The organism is Vibrio sp. PSi01, from assembly GCF_054960695.1.
In genome coordinates, this window is record NZ_JBHNYN010000002.1 from 457116 (window position 1) to 475393 (window position 18278).

The 18278-nt window shown below is 44.5% G+C and carries 11 protein-coding genes; 5 read left to right on the forward strand and 6 right to left on the reverse strand.

Translation table 11 applies throughout. The features are described from left to right. Positions 1-47: 47 nt before the first annotated feature. Both ACFI6G_RS05120 and ACFI6G_RS05125 read right to left on the reverse strand, forming a co-directional pair. Positions 48-3185, reverse strand: coding sequence for an efflux RND transporter permease subunit (locus ACFI6G_RS05120; protein WP_372029002.1), 3138 nt, complete (start codon positions 3183-3185; stop codon positions 48-50). Between the two features lie 3 nt (positions 3186-3188). Continuing rightward, positions 3189-4352: an efflux RND transporter periplasmic adaptor subunit gene (locus ACFI6G_RS05125; RefSeq protein WP_372015031.1), complete on the reverse strand. Its 1164-nt coding sequence runs from the start codon at positions 4350-4352 to the stop codon at positions 3189-3191. Positions 4353-4682: 330 nt separating this feature from the next. Between ACFI6G_RS05125 and ACFI6G_RS05130 the strand changes: the two genes are divergently transcribed. Genes ACFI6G_RS05130 through ACFI6G_RS05145 form a run of 4 tightly spaced genes read left to right on the forward strand, consistent with a single transcriptional unit; the run spans position 4683 to position 10156 of the window. Next, positions 4683-5924 (forward strand): efflux RND transporter periplasmic adaptor subunit, encoded by a 1242-nt coding sequence (locus tag ACFI6G_RS05130; RefSeq protein ID WP_016787325.1) that lies wholly within the window; start codon positions 4683-4685, stop codon positions 5922-5924. Positions 5925-5926: 2 nt separating this feature from the next. Beyond that, positions 5927-7978 (forward strand): MacB family efflux pump subunit, encoded by a 2052-nt coding sequence (locus tag ACFI6G_RS05135; protein ID WP_462710166.1) that lies wholly within the window; start codon positions 5927-5929, stop codon positions 7976-7978. A 10-nt stretch (positions 7979-7988) separates the two neighbouring features. Beyond that, complete coding sequence (locus ACFI6G_RS05140) at positions 7989-9422, forward strand: ATP-binding protein (RefSeq protein WP_016767866.1); 1434 nt, start codon at positions 7989-7991, stop codon at positions 9420-9422. Between the two features lie 23 nt (positions 9423-9445). Beyond that, positions 9446-10156, forward strand: a complete 711-nt coding sequence (locus ACFI6G_RS05145) for a response regulator (RefSeq protein ID WP_016767867.1) — start codon at positions 9446-9448, stop codon at positions 10154-10156. A gap of 15 nt (positions 10157-10171) precedes the next feature. On the opposite strand, the gene ACFI6G_RS05150 is transcribed toward ACFI6G_RS05145, so the two are convergent. Genes ACFI6G_RS05150 through ACFI6G_RS05160 form a run of 3 tightly spaced genes read right to left on the reverse strand, consistent with a single transcriptional unit; the run spans position 10172 to position 14542 of the window. Beyond that, positions 10172-11296, reverse strand: a complete 1125-nt coding sequence (locus ACFI6G_RS05150; RefSeq protein ID WP_016797912.1) for a lipocalin-like domain-containing protein — start codon at positions 11294-11296, stop codon at positions 10172-10174. Next, the gene (locus ACFI6G_RS05155; RefSeq protein ID WP_016797913.1) at positions 11296-13833 is read right to left on the reverse strand and encodes an ABC transporter permease; all 2538 of its coding nucleotides are present in this window, start codon (positions 13831-13833) and stop codon (positions 11296-11298) included. The genes ACFI6G_RS05150 and ACFI6G_RS05155 overlap by 1 nt, the downstream gene beginning before the upstream one ends. After that, positions 13820-14542, reverse strand: coding sequence for an ABC transporter ATP-binding protein (locus ACFI6G_RS05160; protein ID WP_010431399.1), 723 nt, complete (start codon positions 14540-14542; stop codon positions 13820-13822). The genes ACFI6G_RS05155 and ACFI6G_RS05160 overlap by 14 nt, the downstream gene beginning before the upstream one ends. A 638-nt stretch (positions 14543-15180) precedes the next feature. On the opposite strand from ACFI6G_RS05160, the gene ACFI6G_RS05165 reads away from it, so the two are divergent. After that, a complete protein-coding gene (locus ACFI6G_RS05165) occupies positions 15181-15444 on the forward strand; it encodes a YrhK family protein (protein ID WP_010431397.1) in 264 nt (87 codons plus the stop codon). 424 nt (positions 15445-15868) lie between these two features. Here ACFI6G_RS05165 and ACFI6G_RS05170 read toward each other — a convergent pair whose 3' ends face one another. Continuing rightward, positions 15869-17962 carry a TonB-dependent siderophore receptor gene (locus tag ACFI6G_RS05170; protein ID WP_016793203.1) on the reverse strand — a complete coding sequence of 698 codons (2094 nt, stop codon included), beginning with the start codon at positions 17960-17962 and terminating at the stop codon, positions 15869-15871. Positions 17963-18278 lie beyond the last annotated feature (316 nt).

The following is an 18278-nucleotide window of genomic DNA, read 5'->3' on the forward strand; positions in this document are numbered from 1 at the left end:
TCATTTTGTTAGTATTCGGTTTTATTATTACTTCGTTTTGTGATTGCTCAGTTTGGTTGTTCTGTGTCGTTTGCTATTTCTGCTTTGTCATCTGACTTGAACAGTTTGCAGATCAAGACAAAAAATAGCGGAGCGAAGTAAATCACTAACAACGTCGCTCCCATCATGCCGCCTAAAACGGACGTACCAATCGCATTACGCGCGTTAGCACCTGCACCCGTACTCAGCACTAAAGGCAATACGCCGAGTCCGAACGCCAGTGACGTCATGATGATAGGGCGCAAACGCATCTCACATGCTTGTACCGTTGCATCAATAATGTTGACGCCTTTTTCATAAAGTTCTTTGGAGAACTCAACAATCAAAATGGCGTTCTTGGCGGTTAAACCTATGGTAGTTAGCACGCCTACTTGGAAGTACACATCGTTTTCTAACCCTCGTAACATAATCGCAGCCAGTGCGCCGAGTATGCCTAATGGAACCACCAGAATAATCGCAATTGGAATACTCCAACTTTCATACAGAGCCGCTAAGCAGAGGAAGACCATCAAGATGGAGATCGCATACAGAAGTGGCGCTTGGTTGCCGGCTTCTATCTCTTGATAGGACATTCCCGTCCAGCTTACCTGTACATCATTGGAGATCTCGGCTGCCAATCTATCGATTTCAGCCATCGCTTCACCAGTACTATAACCAGAGGCGGCTTCACCGACGATTTCCACTGCAGGATTACCGTTATAACGTTGTAACTGTGGAGAACCTTGACCCCAGTGATAAGTACTGAAGGCTGAGATAGGCACCATCTCGTCGTTGTTATTACGCACAAACCATAAGTTCAGGTCTTCTGGTGTCATGCGATATTCTGCATCAGCTTGAATGTAAACTTTCTTAGAGCGGCCACGGTCGATAAAGTCATTCACGTATGACGATGCCCAAGCAATCGACAGTGATTGGTTGATGTCATCGATTTCTAAACCGAGCACTTTGGCTTTCTCATAGTCGACATCAAGGAATAGTTGCGCGGTATCCTCCAGGCCATTTGGACGTGTACTTTGCAATAATGGACTTTGTGCCGCAGCACCAAGTAGTTGGTTTCTTATCTCAATCAGCTTGTCATGACCGACAGCACCGACGTCTTCTAAGTAGAAGTTAAAGCCTGTTGAAGTACCAAGCTCTCGGATCGCTGGGCTACTAAAAGCAAAGATCTGTGCATGTTTGTAGTTTGAAAATTCACCCATAACACGGCCGATAATGGAATCCACATCGGTTCCAGGCTCCGTCCTTTCTGACCAGTCTTTCAAGCCAATGAATGCCATTGCTGCATTTTGTCCAGAGCCTGAAAAGTTGAATCCAGACACGGTAAACACGTGGTCGACAGTGTGTGACTCGTTCTCTTCAAAATAATCTTTGATATCCAACATCACTTCTTGTGTCTTTTGTAATGTGGTCCCCGTTGGTGTGGTGACCATAACCATGAAGTCACCTTGGTCTTCATTTGGTAAAAATGAACTTGGCAGCACGTTGTATAGGTAAGCCGTGCCGGCAAAAAGCATTAGGTAAACAAAAACGAAGCGTAGTGGTCGCTGTAAAGTGTGTTTAACTGAACCTTGGTATTGGCTGGATAGATTGTCGAACCCTCGGTTAAACAGTGCAAAAAACTTATTGCTCGACGCTTTATCGACAGGCTTTAGAAGCGTTGCACACAATACAGGAGTAAGAATCAATGCGACAACAACGGATAGCACCATTGCCGAGACAATCGTCAAAGAGAACTGTTGGTAGATAACGCCCGTTGACCCTGACATGAAGGCCATAGGAATAAATACAACCGACAACACCATCGTAATACCGATTAGGGCACTGGTAATTTGTCCCATTGACTTCTTAGTTGCTTCAAGAGGAGATAGATTCTCTTCATGCATCAACCGCTCAACGTTTTCCACGACTACGATGGCATCATCAACCAGCAAACCGATCGCTAACACCAAACCAAACATGGTGAGTGTGTTGATTGAGAAACCCAGCATGGCCATGACACCAAAGGTACCAAGTAGTACGACTGGCACGGCAATGGTTGGGATTAAGGTTGCTCGTAAGTTCTGCAAAAACAGTAACATCACGATAAACACAAGCCCAACCGCTTCAAATAGCGTTTTGACCACTTCAGTGATAGAAAGGCGAATGAACAAGTTGTTATCGGTTGTTTTAACCAATACTAGTCCGTCTGGAAAGCCTTTTGAAAGTTGTTCCAGTTTTACATCAACCGCGTTTTGTGTGTCTAACGAATTCGCGCCGGTGGCGAGGGTGATCGCAATACCTGAAGAGTCCTTACCCATGTAGGCTGGAATGGATGAAGATTCTTCACTGGCTAACTCGACACGTGCGACGTCTTTGAGCTTAATTTGAGATCCGTCACTGTCGACTTTAATTAAGATGTCCTCAAATTCTTCAACGCTGGTTAATAGGCTTTGCGCTGTGATACTGGCATTAATTAACTGAGAATCAACGGCTGGCGTTCCGCCTAGTTGTCCAACAGTAACTTGGCTGTTTTGAACCGATACGGCATTAGAAACGTCAACAGGGGTGAGACTGTAGCTGTTCAATTTTGCAGGGTCTAACCAAATACGCATCGCATAAGATGGACCGAAAATAGTCACTTCGCCTACGCCGTTAACACGGCTTAAGATGTCCTTAATGTTAGAGTTTGCGTAATCTTGAATGTCGCCCGCACTCATGCTGCCATCAGGCGAATAGAGGTTGGTGACCGACATGAAACCCGACGTACTCTTGGTCACAGATGTGCCTTGGTTTTGTACTGCTGTAGGCAGGCGATTGCTCACTTGCTGTAAGCTATTCTGCACCTGTACCTGGGCAATATCGGGGTCAGTGTCTGCGCTAAACGTTAAGGTCACACTCGCACTACCAGAAGAGTCACTTTTCGACGCCATGTAAAGAAGGTTATCTAACCCTGTCATGCCTTGTTCGATGACTTGGGTTACGCTGTCTTCAATCGTTTTCGCTGACGCGCCAGGGTATGACGTTGAAATAGTCACGGCTGGTGGTGCAATTGTTGGGTATTGCGCGACAGGCAAAGAGACGATCGCCGCAATGCCTGAAAGCATAATGACAATGGAAATCACCCAAGCAAAAATCGGTCTGTTAATAAAAAAGTTCGATAAGGACATGGTTTATTCCTCGCTCGCCAAAGCAGGAACGGTACTGTCTGTTCTGCTATCGACAACAACCGCAACATCATTTTTCATGTTAATTATGTTGGTGATGACGACTTGTTCACCGCTAGAAAGCCCCTCTTTAACAACCCAACCGTTACCCACTTCATTGCCGAGAACGACTGGCTTTTTCGCTGTTTTGTTGTCTTGGTTAACGACAAAAACTGAAGGATCACCAGACTGGCTTCTTACTACAGCTGATTGCGGAACAACAAGGTAGCCTCGTGCTTCTGGCATCGAAATATGGGCGCGTACGTACATACCGGCGAGTAAAGTATTGTCAGGGTTCGGAATGATGGCACGTAGCGTTACCGTACCGGTTGAGTCTGAAACGAGCGTGTCCGAAAACTCTAAATGGCCGACTTCGTCATACGCACTGCCGTCTTCTAACGTTATCGTTACTGGGATCTCTGCATTTTTGTTGGTAAAGGTCGCAAACTCTTTTCTGATTTTGGTAATCGCTAACGAAGATTGCTGCATATCCACGTAAACGTTCGTGGTTTGCACAATAGTCGTCAGGTAAGAAGACTGCTCAGAGGTCAATAAAGAGCCTTCAGAGACCAAAGAAAGACCAGCCTGACCTGAGATAGGCGCTTTGATTTTGGTATAAGACAGTTCAATATTGGCGTAATCCAATTCTGCTTGGCGGATCGCGACTTCAGCTTGGGCTTCTTTGTAAAGGGCGTCTGCATCGTCAAAATCTTGCTGACTGGTCAGTTTTTTTCTTAATAGTTCTTTATAGCGGAGTGCCGTTTTTCGAGCGGTATCTTCGCTCGTCAGTGCTTTCGCTAATTGAGCTTGTGCGCTATTAACGTTGGATTGATAAGTGGTTGGGTCAATTTCATAAAGTACATCATCGGCTTCTACGTGAGAGCCCTCTTTGTATAGGCGGCTTTTGAGAATCCCTGTTACTTGAGGCCTCACTTCTGCTTGCTTGAACGCGGCAATTCGCCCTGGCAACTGGGTCGTCAAACGCAGTGTTGTTGGAGTCAAGTCTAAAACGTCGACATGAATAGGACCTGGGGCTGGTCGTTGTTCCATAGCTTGTTCGCCACAGCCCAATAGTAGAGAACTAGAGAGAAGTAAGCCCAAAGGCAATCTTAACGCGCGGGGTAGAAACATAATGAAACCTTATCCTAGAAGCAGAATTGCAAACATAGAAAAAAGGATAGCAGTTATATGGTTAAGGCAGGGTTAAGGCTCAGGGGTTATACGAGTCATTGGATAGCTGCAAATAACTTGATGCAGATTGCATTCCTGAACTTAGAAACGCTTAGTTATACGTCTCTCTGTTGTTCGTTGTTTCTTTATCACCACACATTTATCACACAATTTAATGTTTTTTAATAAAACTTACTTATTATCAGTGTGTTGCATGGTGTTAACGTCTCAAAGTTCCCTCACATTTTTTCGTTATCCTAGGAGTAATGAAAAAATTGGGAAAACCTTCGCATGAAAAACATCAAACAGTTAGTGACGATCACTTTACTTGTTATCGCTATCGGTGCTGTCGCCGCTTATTTTTATATGAAGAACGATGCCTCAATCGTCACTTATTCTACGGAGCCTGTTCGCATCGGTAACATCGAAGATGTGGTGCTCACTAACGGTGTGCTATATCCCTACAAAATGGTGAATGTGGGTGCTCAAGTTTCAGGCAAGTTAGAGTCGATAGCCGTGACGGTCGGTGACACACTTAAAGCTGGAGATGTTATTGCTCAAATTGATAACCTTTCACAAGAAAACGCATTGAAAGAATCCCATGCTTCACTCACTAACATTAATGCGCAATATCGAGCGAAAAAAGCGCAGATTTATCAGTCACAACTTGCTTTTGAACGACAAAAGGCGATGTTGTTAAAAAATGCCAGCTCGCAATCCATGTATGACGCAGCAGAGGCCGAACTTCTTGTTTATGAAGCCGAACTCGACCAACTGGTTGCAGAAAAAGAGAAAGCGCTGATCAGTGTCGATGACGCTCAACTGGATTTAAGCTATACAAAGATCGAATCACCGATTGATGGCACGGTTGTTTATGTCTCTGTTGAAGAGGGGCAAACCGTTAACACAAATCAATCGACACCTTCCATTGTTGAAGTCGCTCAACTTGATGTTATGACGGTCAAGGCACAAGTGTCTGAAGCCGATATCATTCACATTGCGACGGGGCAAAAAGTGTATTTTTCGATTTTAGGCGCGCCACAACACAATTTCCATGGTGAACTGAAATCAATTGAGCCAGGCCCAACCCTTTTGACTGGCGACGATAGTGAGTTAAACATTGGCGACAACGATGCCATTTACTACAACGCGGTATTTGATGTCGACAATACCGAAGGGTTGCTTCGCTTTGGCATGACAGCGCAAGTGTCAATCGTGTTAGATGCCGCTCAAGAGGCGCTATTGGTTCCGTCCCAGGTCCTGACTAAAAAGATCCAAGGCAAGAATCGTTATCGTGTCCCTGTTTTAGTTGAGGGCGCATTAGAGATGCGAAATGTTGAGATTGGCATCAATAATAAAGTGTATGCACAAGTTCTGGATGGGCTAGAGCTAGGAGACCGAGTTGTTATTGGTCAAGCGAACGCCAAGTCGTCATCAGGTTTTGATATGTCATCGACATTAGGGCCTGAGAAAGGTGGTCGTGGTAATGGAGGTCCTGGAGGTCGGGGGCAAGGTAACGGCGGGAGACCTTAGTTATGAGTGACGTTCTATTAGAAATTTCAGGACTCAGTCGTCGTTTTCCTGCAGGTGATGATCAGTTAACGGTATTGAACAACGTTAACCTAGCCATACGTCGCGGTGAAATGATCGCGATAATGGGTGCATCTGGTTCGGGTAAATCGACTTTAATGAATATTTTAGGTTGCTTAGATACTCCTAGCGAAGGAACTTATCTTGTTAATGGTCGAGATACATCGGTAATGAACCCTGACCAATTAGCGGAATTACGCCGTGACTATTTTGGTTTTATATTTCAACGTTATCATTTGTTAGATGATCTCACTGCTATCGGTAATGTCGAGATCCCTGCGCTTTACTCGGCCGAAAATAAAGCGTCCCGCCAAGCACGAGCTGAGCAACTGTTAAAAAGGTTGGGGTTAGCCGACCGTATGGATCATAAGCCAAGTCAACTTAGTGGTGGGCAACAACAGCGAGTTAGTGTCGCCCGCGCTTTGATCAATGGCGGTACGGTGATCCTTGCCGATGAACCAACCGGGGCTCTCGATAGCCATAGCGGTAAAGAGATGATGGACTTGCTTCGTGAGTTGCATCAACAAGGGCATACTATTGTTCTGGTTACTCATGACCCTAAGATCGCCGCCTCTGCGGAACGCGTAATCGAGATCTCTGATGGAGAAATCGTGAGTGATATAAGGAGCGATGCCAGTAACGATAGCGCCTCAACTGAATGTTCAACGACAGCTCATTCGGCAGTAGCTAGTTCGAAAGTGGTTAGTTCGACGGTAGCTAGCTCGGTAACGGATGATTCGTCGACAAGAATCGAAGAGAAACAAAGTACCAATAAACCTATATCAAAGCCATTTTCTGCGCAGTGGTTCAGCGTTGTTGAAGCGTTCAAAATGTCGCTATCCGCAATGGGAAGCCATCGACTAAGAACGTTTCTGACGATGCTGGGGATCATCATCGGTATTGCGTCTGTGGTGTCCGTGGTAGCGATTGGTAATGGTTCTCAAGCTCAGGTGTTGTCACGAATGGCTTCAATGGGCACCAATACCATTGAAATCAAACCTGGTTCTGGGCTAGGCGACCGACGTGCTGGGCGAGTGAGAACTTTGACAGCAAGTGATGCAAACGCTTTAACGAATCTCTCCTTTGTTGATAGTGTGACGCCGACTGTGCGTGTCAATGTTGCGGTGCGCTATGGTAATGAGGCGGTGACAGCAGAAGTGCAAGGTGTTGGTCCTGACTACTTTCGCGTTCGAGGTTTTGATGTCGCACAAGGGCAGTTATTTGATGACGGAAGTATCGATGCACTAGAGCAAGTGGCGGTTATTGATAACAATACCTTAAATGACCTTTTCCCTGATGGTGAAGCACTTGGCAAAGTCATCTTTTTAGGTCGCTTGCCAGTGCGTATTATCGCGGTTACCGAAGCAAGAGAAATGGCGTTTGGTAATAGCGATGCTCTGAATGTTTGGCTACCTTATAGCACGGTAAATTCTCGTATTTATAGCCAAAATTACGTTAATGATATTACGGTCAGGGTGAGCGATGAAGTATCCAGCACCGCAGCAGAGCAAGCGATCATTAACTTAATTAAAATGCGCCATGGTGTGGAAGACTTCTTTACCGTCAATACGGATACGGTCAGAGAAAATATTGAACAAACTTCATCAACGATGACCTTACTTATCTCGGCTATTGCCTTTATTTCATTGGTGGTGGGTGGCATCGGTGTTATGAATATCATGCTGGTGTCGGTAACCGAACGAACGCGAGAAATCGGCATTCGTATGGCAGTTGGAGCAAGGCAAGCAGATATTCTGAGACAATTTTTAATTGAAGCCGTTTTAGTGTGTTTGTGTGGTGGCGCTTTGGGTATAGGGTTAGCTTACGCTGTGGGCTTTATTGTCTCGTCGACGAGCAGTGGTTTGAGTATGATTTATTCGACCAACTCAATTATTGCGGCCTTTATTTGCTCAACACTGATTGGGGTTCTCTTCGGTTTTTTACCCGCTAGAAATGCAGCAAAATTAAACCCTGTGGATGCGTTATCTCGAGGATAAGGAAAGAACGTTGAAGATAGATTATAAATTGAAGCTTATTCATAAGTTCTTCTTTGCTTTTTGTATCACAAGCTTTGTCGCGGTGTGCATTATGCTCGCTTTGATTATGCAGAACCTGTCGTCGGGTTTTCATGACTTTATCAAAGAGGCCGAATCGAGCTATATCAAGCAAGTCAGCCAAAAGTTGGGAGAGTACTATCAAACCAATGGGTCGTGGCAATCGCTAAAAGAAGACGAGAAGCATTGGCGACGTTTGGTGGGCACTCGAAAAGGGCCAGAGGAGCGAGGATCACTCTCTTTGCCGACGGATACGACGGGAATGAGCCAGTTACTGCAAACGCAGAGAAGACTCAGTTTATATGATGTCGATAAAACGGTGGTGGTAGGCCGCTCTCGAATTGATGAAAGCGCCTTTACTCACGCCATTGTGTTAGACGGTGTCGTGGTCGGCTGGCTCAGTTATGTTCCTTCGCGGCTGGCTGAACACAGCCCTGCCAACGCATTTTTGGCTGAGCAATACCAAAGCTATGTTGCGATTACGTTGGCCGTTATCGTGCTTGCGTTTATAACAGCTTGGCTTTTTTCTCGTCACTTGGTTGCGCCCATTTTTAAAGTGAATGAAGGTACGACTCAGTTGATTCAAGGTAACTTTTCAGCAAGGGTGGAGAGTGCTAGTAACGATGAACTTGGCGTACTCACTGACAATATTAACGTTCTGGCTCAGACACTGGAGAAGAATAAAACGGAACGCTCAAAGTGGATGTCAGACGTTGCTCATGAACTGAAAACACCGCTCACAGTGGTTCGAGGGCAGCTTAACGCAATTCAAGATGGGATTTTTAAAGCGGATGAAAAGCGCTTACAGGTGATGATTGATCAAATTGATAGCATGAGCCATTTGGTCGGTGATATTTATCAGCTGTCTATTACTGATATTGGCGGTTTGTCATACCAAAAATCTTCATTCGATCTTGTTGAACTTCTCAAAGGTATCTTACTTGGCTTTAAGGTTAAGACCGATGAATTGGGGCTAGGTTTAGAGTGTGAATCACTGTATGGGAAAGAGCGGACAGCGTGTTTTGTGGTGGCTGATCGAGAGCGTTTGACGCAGTTGTTTACCAACATATTGGAAAATAGCTGTCGTTATACCGACGCACCGGGAAGCATCGCTTTATCCCTTCACAAAGACAAAAACACCGTAGAGGTGGCAATTGAAGACACGTCACCATCCATTCCTGAGCAAGATTTCACACGGGTATTTGAACGCTTTTATCGAGTAGAACAATCTCGCAGTCGAGATCATGGTGGCTCTGGTATTGGTTTAGCATTGTGTCACCAAATTATCGAAGCGCATCAAGGCACTATTTGTGCTAAAAAATCAGATCTGGGCGGTGTTAAAATGATGATAACCCTACCGATCCATCACCATACTGGCTCACAATAAGATTTCGATAGAGGAAAGAGAGAATGAAGACGCATATTTTGATTGTGGAAGACGAGGAGTACATTGCCGAAGTCTTGATCGCGTATTGCCAAAATAGTGGCTTTGAAGCGACCCACCTCGCGTCGGGTGCGAATGTTGTTGAGACGGTGAAATCGCAGACTTTTGACTTAATGTTGCTTGATTTAATGCTGCCAGATGTAGACGGTGTAGAGATATGCAAACAAGTACGTCAGTTTTCTCAATTACCTATCATCATGGTGACCGCAAAAAGTGAAGAGATTGACCGATTAATTGGTTTAGAGTTCGGAGCTGATGATTATATCTGCAAGCCGTTTAGCCCTAGAGAAGTGATTGCGAGGATCAAAACGGTACTGCGCCGCATTCAACCAAACCCAGCGTCTAACCGTTCTTATCAACCAAGCGCTGAGTTAGTTTTGGGACAATTTATATTAAAGCCTGACGAATATGAGGCCCGATTTGGTGGCTGCTTTCTTGACTTAACGCCCAAAGAATTCATGTTACTTCGCCTGCTAGTGGAGCATCCCGGCCGAGTGTATAGTCGTGATGATATTCTCAATGCGCTTTACAGCGATCTTGCCGATGTATCAGACAGAAATATTGATACCCACATAAAGAACATCCGTAAAAAAATACATGCTGTGGCACCAACAGCAAACCCTATCCGTTCGGTTTATGGGGTAGGGTACAAATTGCTGATTGAAATGCCTAAGTAGCCAGAGATATTTTGCTTAATATCCTGTCAGCTCCATATAGCCAGAACCAGAGTGGGATCCTTTAATCATGATTGGTCCTTCCCAATAGGGCACCGATAGTGGCATTTTCGCATTTGGATTAAGTGCCGAAACAGTCAGTTTAATTTGTTGCGTCGGAATCTTAATTTGCCATTCTGTTGGATAGTCACGCCCATCGATCTCTGTTTTCTTGGTGACGGTTAAGCTGATGTCTTGTTGTTTAATCGCGATGCCAGAACCTTCTCGCTGCATTAACCTCGCATGGGAATAGCTGGCTTTGCCTGTTTTTGAATCTCGAAGTTGGAACAAGACCAAACTGGTTGCATCGTTTAACCTTAGAGCAAACCAATCCCAACCTTGTTGTGAGTCGAGCAAAAACTGCGAACTCCACTCTCTGTCGATCCAACCTTTGCCTGATACTTGATGTGCGACTCCATTAATGATCACTTCGCCTGATACATCAATGAACGGCTGACTGTAGTAATACGAAGCTACCTTCGCGTCACCGCTCTTGGTGCTGTAGCCTTGGTCGCCCTGTTTTTGGTAGGGTGCATCGTTAGTTAATTTGAGCGAGTAACCAAACTGTTCAGAATCTGCATTCAACGTAGCAGGGAATAGATCATCGGTAGCCGAGGTCCATTGCCAATCATCAAGGTAAACTCGAAATGGTGAAGAATCGACACCTGCTAGCTTAGCTTGACCGCGAGACCATTTTTCGTTGGCATAGTGTTTGTCTTTGGTGGTGACGGCACTATGCGCCATATAGATCTGTTGGCTTTGCCATGTTGTTTTCTGAGTGCTGTGGTCACTTTCTTGTGGTGCGGTTGCGAAACGAAATTGAGTCCATTGCACACCTAATGAGTGACCTTCTTCATCAGTCAGATTGGCAGTTAAATACCACCATTCATGACGAAAATTAGGGTGTGCTTGATGGTCGGCAGGAAAGGTGATGTCGATGCCTTTTACCACTGTAGTGAACTGCGCTTTGTCTGTTTGCGTTTCTTCGTCAGTTTGTCTTTCAGTGCTGAGGACTGAGCCCATGTTTTGGGGCTGTGAGTCTTCACATGCGATAAGAGATAAACTCAACAGAATGAGCGCTGCTGCCTTAATTAGTTGGTTCATCACAACACCTCACTTTGCAAGCTGCACACGACCGGCTTACTGACCAAACGCCACAGCGGAATTAAGGTAGCAACCACTGCGACTAAAATAGTGATGACAGCAATGTTCAGTGCGTCACTCCAGTTCCATACGTAATTTAAGCTCCAACCGAATGCGCGAAGGGTGACGATGTCCGTCAGTACATAGCCTACCATGGCACCAAGCGGCACGGCGACCACTAGAGTAAAAGCGACCAGAACAACGATTTGCCCCACCACCATAACCATTAATTTCTTCCGACTAACGCCAAGCGCATACAACCTTGCAATAGCGGCCTTACGTGCGTCGAGCAACATAAAGCATGCACAGAACAAACCAATAACAGCAACCATTAAAGTGACGCCATTGAGCGCCCGCGTAATGGCAAAAGTTTGTGAGAAAATGTCCAAAGCGATGGACTTGATTTGGGCTTGATCGTAAAGCTGACTAGGATGCAAATTCAATTGTTGGCGTAATTGTTCGTACACCTGTTGTGGGTCGCCAGATACTTTGATTCCCAAGCTGGTGGGTAAGTCCGTAAAGCCGTTTTCAAGCCATAAGTTGGGAGCCAATAACACTTCCCCATTTGGTGAGCCATAGTCATGGAAAATCGCGCCAACACTCAATGTATTGTCTTGAATAGCGTCTAATTTGAGTTGGCTTCCAAGGGACAAGCCGAGCTTCACCGCCGTAGGTTCGCTGATCGCCACTAATTCACCTTGGTAAAAGCGCGTCCAGAAGTTATCAACATGAGATTGGAACACCATGGTTTGTTCAAGTGTTTCATTGTCTTTGGTGCCGAGCAAAATAGGCAAGCCTTGCAAGTTATCATCAACGTAGTATTGCTTGTAGACGGTTTCAACGTTATCAAACAGGGTTAAGGCATGTTCAACATTGGCAATTTCACCTTGGGCGGGGCTAACGTAAATGTCGGCATGCAATCGCTGTTCAAGCCATTGCTTTAGGGTGGACTCAAAACTGCCAACTAAGGTATTCATTCCTATATTGGCGGTAACAGCAAGAAGCAGCGCCATCATGGCAAGGGAAAGAGGGGAGATCAGCTCACGCAGTTCAGCAAACAGATATTGTATTAAACCTGATTGGGCGCGCTTTTCGCTCCAACTCGCTAGCACACTTAGGGTTTTCGGTAGATACAAAGGTATCGACACAACTAACACACCGAGCCAGGCCATCGTGAACCGGTGGTGTTCGCTAAGCCATAAACCGGCCAACGCCAAAACAGTGAGTACCACGCCAACAACAAATAGCTGATTTTCGTTCGAGGCTTCCGGCGCTTGATAAAAACCACCATGTGAAGAGAGAGGCTGGCGGACGCGCTGCTTAAAGTGCTGCCAGCATGCAACCAGCGTTGCGGCTAGAGTGAGCAGTAAAGCTTGCGCTAACCATTGCCACTGCCATGTACCGGGAAGCAGTGTTGCACCATAAAGTTGCTCAAGCGTTATCGCGACGGTGGGGTGGAGCCAGTGGCTTAATTGAATTCCTAAAATGAAACCAAGCGACGCACCCAATGTGACTAAAAGAGTCAGCTCGACTAACAGAGCTGAAAATACGATGCTTGGCGCAATTCCAGCTTGTTGAATTTGCACCAACAGCCGATTACGTTTCAGCAAACTGTACTTAACACCGTTGTAAGCGATGAACAGGCCAACCAAAAACGCCAACAAACTCATGGCGGTGAGATTGAGGTGAAAGCTGTCAGTAATCGAGCCGAGATCGGTACTTTGATTATTGGTGATCCATTGCCCTTGTTCGCCAACGATGCTTTGCCATTTATCGAGTGAGTTGTTATTGGGATTAAACACAGCGATGTAGCTCAGTTGTCTTTGTTTGTTGAGCAGTTGCTGAGCGAATCCAATGTCCATCAGCATTCTGCTACCCAGTTGCCATTCGTCTGGTAGCACCACGACTTTGGTTTTGATTTCATCCAGAGTGAGCGTGTCTACTTCGCCCAAGTTTTGGTATTGCGATTGGCTCATCATCACGATGGGCTCGCCCGCTAAGAGTGGCGGTAAAGGTAAGGCGGCATCGAACAGGGAAATGTTTGGATCATTGCCTCGAGTATTGTCTTTTTCGTTATCGCTTTTTTCATCGACGCCAGAGTAACGAGCTCTTGAGGTGAGAGCGGCGATTAATTCACTGCCTTGTATTGACCAACGACGTCCTTGCTCGTCTCTCACTTGCCCTTCAATCACAGGCAGCGCGGCACTTAATCCATTTTGTCTCAAGGTGAAGTAAAGCGATTCTGGTAAGTAGTTTTGCCCTGATGGCGGAATGATTAAGTTTTGCGCCTGTGCGCTAAGTTGCTCAGTCGATTCTGAATAACTACGTTTCGCATTAAGGTTAATGGCTTGCACGGCGACAAACAAGGTCACCGCCAGCACGATGCCGATTAAAATTGCAGCAGCTTGTAACGGTGATTGGCGATAGTGCGCCACGAACAGATTTAGAGTCAGTTTGGTATGGGTGAACTTGGTGCTCGCAAACCTAGCTTGCTTCATAGGGCTGCTCACTGGCTTGCGATAGAGCCTTTTTCAAATCAACGGTCTTCAAACGACCATCATCTAAAACCAACTGTGTTTGCATAAAACTGGCACACTCAGGGCTGTGTGTGACCAACAGTACAGCAGTGTTGCCTTGTGTGGTGATTTCACTCAGCAACTTCATGACTTCCAAGCCTGCTTTTTGGTCGAGGTTGCCTGTCGGTTCATCGGCAAGCAGTAGCTTGGGTTTGTGGGCTAGCGCGCGTGCAATAGCGACACGTTGCTGTTGGCCGCCAGAGAGCGCAGAAACATGCCTATCAAGTAGCTCGCTGATGCCTAAAGCTTCCACCAAATAATCACACCAATCGTTCCATTTTTGTTGGTTTAAATGAAGCGGGAAGGCGATGTTTTGTTTTACGTTGAGCGGGGTGAGTAAGTTGAACTGTTGAAAGATAACGCCGAGTTTGTGATGGCGAAAGCGACTCCATTGCGGATCCTTCCAAACCATCGCGTTATCGCCATCTAGCCACAACTCACCAACTGAAAGTGGTTCGAAACCAGCAATCACGTTGAGTAGGGTGCTTTTGCCACTGCCACTCGCTCCTGTCAAAGCCACACTTGCGCCCGTCGCCAATGTGAAGTCGACGCCTTCCAATACGTTATGGGTCTCTTTGCCATCAACAAAGCTTTTGCTCGCATGTTTGAGCGTGACAATTGGGCTTTCCATTTCATCTCCCTAAAACCAAAAACAGAATCAAAAGGTGTCGTTTCTATTGGCAATTACCGAAGCGATAGGCCCTATGAGATTCTAGACAACAATTTAAAAAAATTAGCGATTTACATCGAATTATTAATAACTTGTACTTCGATTAGGAGAAAATAGATCAATATAAGAAGAGGGGATAACGATTGAAGGGCAATTTGGACGGCTTATAACTTGAGATTCGCGGGCCGTGCTGGCTTGGTGAATGCTTGAACTAGGTTTTTATATCAAGTCATGAGTTAGCTTCTAGCTCAGATCTGCCCCAAAGTTAGCTGAACACTCATAAATGAGTTGAGTTTACCACTGTTGTTATGCCATTGGTGTAGCCAGCACTGTATAAATCAATAGGACATAATAATTTTCAATTACGCCTGGTTTACACTCTGTAATTGTTTATGTAGGCTCTAAAGAGAAGCGTTTATATCGGGTACTACTTGGAAAGGTGAGTGTGTTATTAATGTCGGTAATCTACCGATAATTGATACTCTCTGAATAACTTCCAACACTTGATGGCTTCAATGAAAGTCTTGATAGGGCAATTAACATATTGATGAGCTAATAGCCCTTTGTATCTTTAGCTGTAGTTCGATTTAGGAGAGTTTGTGAATCAAGGTGTAGAGTTGGATGTAGATATTGGTAAAAAACATATAGTGATTCAGCGTCGTTATGAGGCTTTAGGAGCATTCAATGATTTATTAATTGCAGTTTGGTTTTTGGTTGGTAGCTTCTTCTTTTTAAATGAGTCTCTGATTGAAAGTGGTACTTGGTTATTTATAGTAGGTAGTGCGCAGCTAATCATCAAACCATCAATTAAGCTAATGAGCTTAGTTCATGTTAGTCGAGTGTCCAAAGCATTGACACAATAGCTATTGTTATGCACCAAGGTTACTGACAAAACCAATTAATAGACTAGATCTAAACTCTTCTACAAATAAAATTATTCTTCATCGTTTCTTTGTTTTATATCGACTTACGAAAGTCGCTCTGCCAATTCGTTTTAAGAGATATTCTGGGTAGGTATCTGATAGATGGAGTTAAATACTGGCTTCTGATTGCCTCTAGGTGTCGCAGGGGAAAGGAGCACTTAAATCTAGGCAAGTTCTTCCTTGGTAAGAAGCCTAAAAGTAAGGTCGGTGTTAAATGAATCCTGATATTATAGCTAAAGCTATAAGCTGAAAGGTAAAAACCAATCAGCTTATAACTTAACCTAAAATCAGAAAAGCCATCGCGAACATCACACCTATTGAAAAACGGTTTTGGTTGCAATGGCTTAAGCTGAGAGCCAGCTAATTAATATTCAAATTGGATGCTAGCCATATAATTTCGACCCTCACCAATATCAACATCCTCACCACCTAATTGAGTGCTTCTTGTATTGCCGCCTCCATCTAGATAATCAGTATCAAATAGATTTTCAATATTGAAGCGAGCTACGATGTTGAGGTCGTTGTACTTCTGAGTGTAAGAGATACCGGTATCAATACGCGTATATGCATCTTTCTTGAAAGTGTTACCTGAGTCACCGTAGCGGCTTCCGACATGGACAACGCCTAGATTTAGATTGGTGTCATCTCTAAGTTTGTAATTTGACCATATTGACGCTGAAAACTCAGGTGTATTCGCTGGTACATTACCCTCGTAAGAAGCGCTGTTTGTTATCTCTGCATCAAGATATGTAGCAGATCCTGAAAGACTTAACTTACTACTAACAAGCCCCTGTGCTGCGAATTCAGCTCCTCGATGAACCTGTTCGCCATCTTGAGTCAAAATATCTTCATCTGCATTATCTGGGTTTTCAACGCTTAGTTGAATGTTCGATAAAGTTGTCTCAAACAAAGCCCCAGTCAAAAATAAGCGACGATCAAATAGCTCCCATTTGGTTCCGACTTCATAAGATTTACCTAATTCAGCGTCGAGTTTTTCACCTTCGTTTATATAAGATGTACCCACTTCACCTTGAGGAATGAAACTTTCTGAGTACTGGACATAAATAGAGCTATTATCTGAAGGGTGGTAAATAATCCCTGCTTTTGGTGAAACTTGGCTTTCAGTAATATCATCATGTTTCTCGTCATAACGAACACCCACTAGAAGATGCCATTGATCATTGAATTTTGTTAAGTTTTGGATGTAAGTACCCCAAAGATCGTAAGAAGACGCTCTTATGCTAGTATTCAACGATTCAGGGAAGTCGACAGACTCTCCAACACTTGCACTAACTACATCACCTGTATGATTTATACGGTCGAAAGAATACCTCAAGTAGTTCGCACCAATTAATAGAGTATTCTCAGTTCCAACTAAATCGAAGTTGTGGGTAAGATCAACATAAGCGGTATCATGGTTCCACTCGTCATACTGTTCACCGGGGGTCAGAGTGACAGTCCCATTTTCTTCATAGTTGCTAAAGTTAGTCCATGTGTAACGATAATCACGTTCATATCTTTGGGCGTTGTATCCCGTCTTTATGTTGGTGTCATAACTTGGTGATAGGAGAAGGTCAAAACCGTAGTTTTGAACTTTAATATCAGTATTAGCCCAATCAGCGTCCCAAATATATTTGCTGCCTGCAACTGGCTTACCATCCACAATGTAAGAGCCAGTATCAACATCACCGTCATAATCAAAATAGTCATAATGCAGAGATAACATCGCTTTTTCATTGATGTCATAATCAACCATTAGTGCACCGATCATGCGTTCTGTTTGAGGGTTGCTTCCATCTGCATATTCGCGCCAAGAGCTGTAGCTATCCTTTACTAGGATAGTTCTTGCGCGCAAAGATTGATCTTCGTTAAGTGAGCCACTGAGATCTATCATAGTTTTAGATTTATCGTTAGAGCCAATGTCTTGGCGCAAAATGAGTTGCGTCTCAGACGTTGGCTTTTTTGTCACCATGTTAATTAGACCGCCAGGCTCTGATTGACCATAAAGTAAACTTGATGGACCTTTTAACACCTCGACTCGTTCTAGTAGCTCGGTCGGTTGTGGGTAATACGACCAGAGTTGATGACCATCTCTCATGATCCCGCTACCACTACCAACATCAAAACCACGCATGGTAAAGTATTCAATGTTGTGCCCTTTGGTATTCCCTGTTGTTACACTTGACTCATACTCTAAAACTTCTCCAAGACTACTTGCCCCTTGCTCTTCGAACATTGAACTGTCTATGACCGTAATTTGCCCCGGAGTTTCTAATTGAGTCATCTCCATACGCATAGCGGTGTTGTTGGTATCATTCTTATAATGAGCAAACTCGCTACCCACAATTGTCATTGTTTCAGCTGGCACCATTGGCTCTTCAGTCGTATGACTTTCTGCAAATGCTTGATTCGCTAATACTGCACTGATTAGTAGCGATACCTTTGTTTTGAAAAACACTGTACTTTTAACTCCTATTTATTATTTTTTATCATCGTTAGATTTTTTCTTCGCGTAACCAGTTTCGCCAATACCAAAGATTGACCGTATTGGCTTCCATAGACCCTGTCGTTGTTTAAGCGATGGAAGAAACAAATTATCCGTAACCTGAACCGCGCTCATTCTTTGATGACGTCTAACGAGTCGTTTATTCCTCCGCAAGGTAAATGACAATGATTTACATTTGCATTGAATTTACATTATTTACATTTTCTTACACTTTCTGTGTTTAAATCACAGCTCTCTGGTTGGTGTAAATTTGTCCAAAAAGACATAA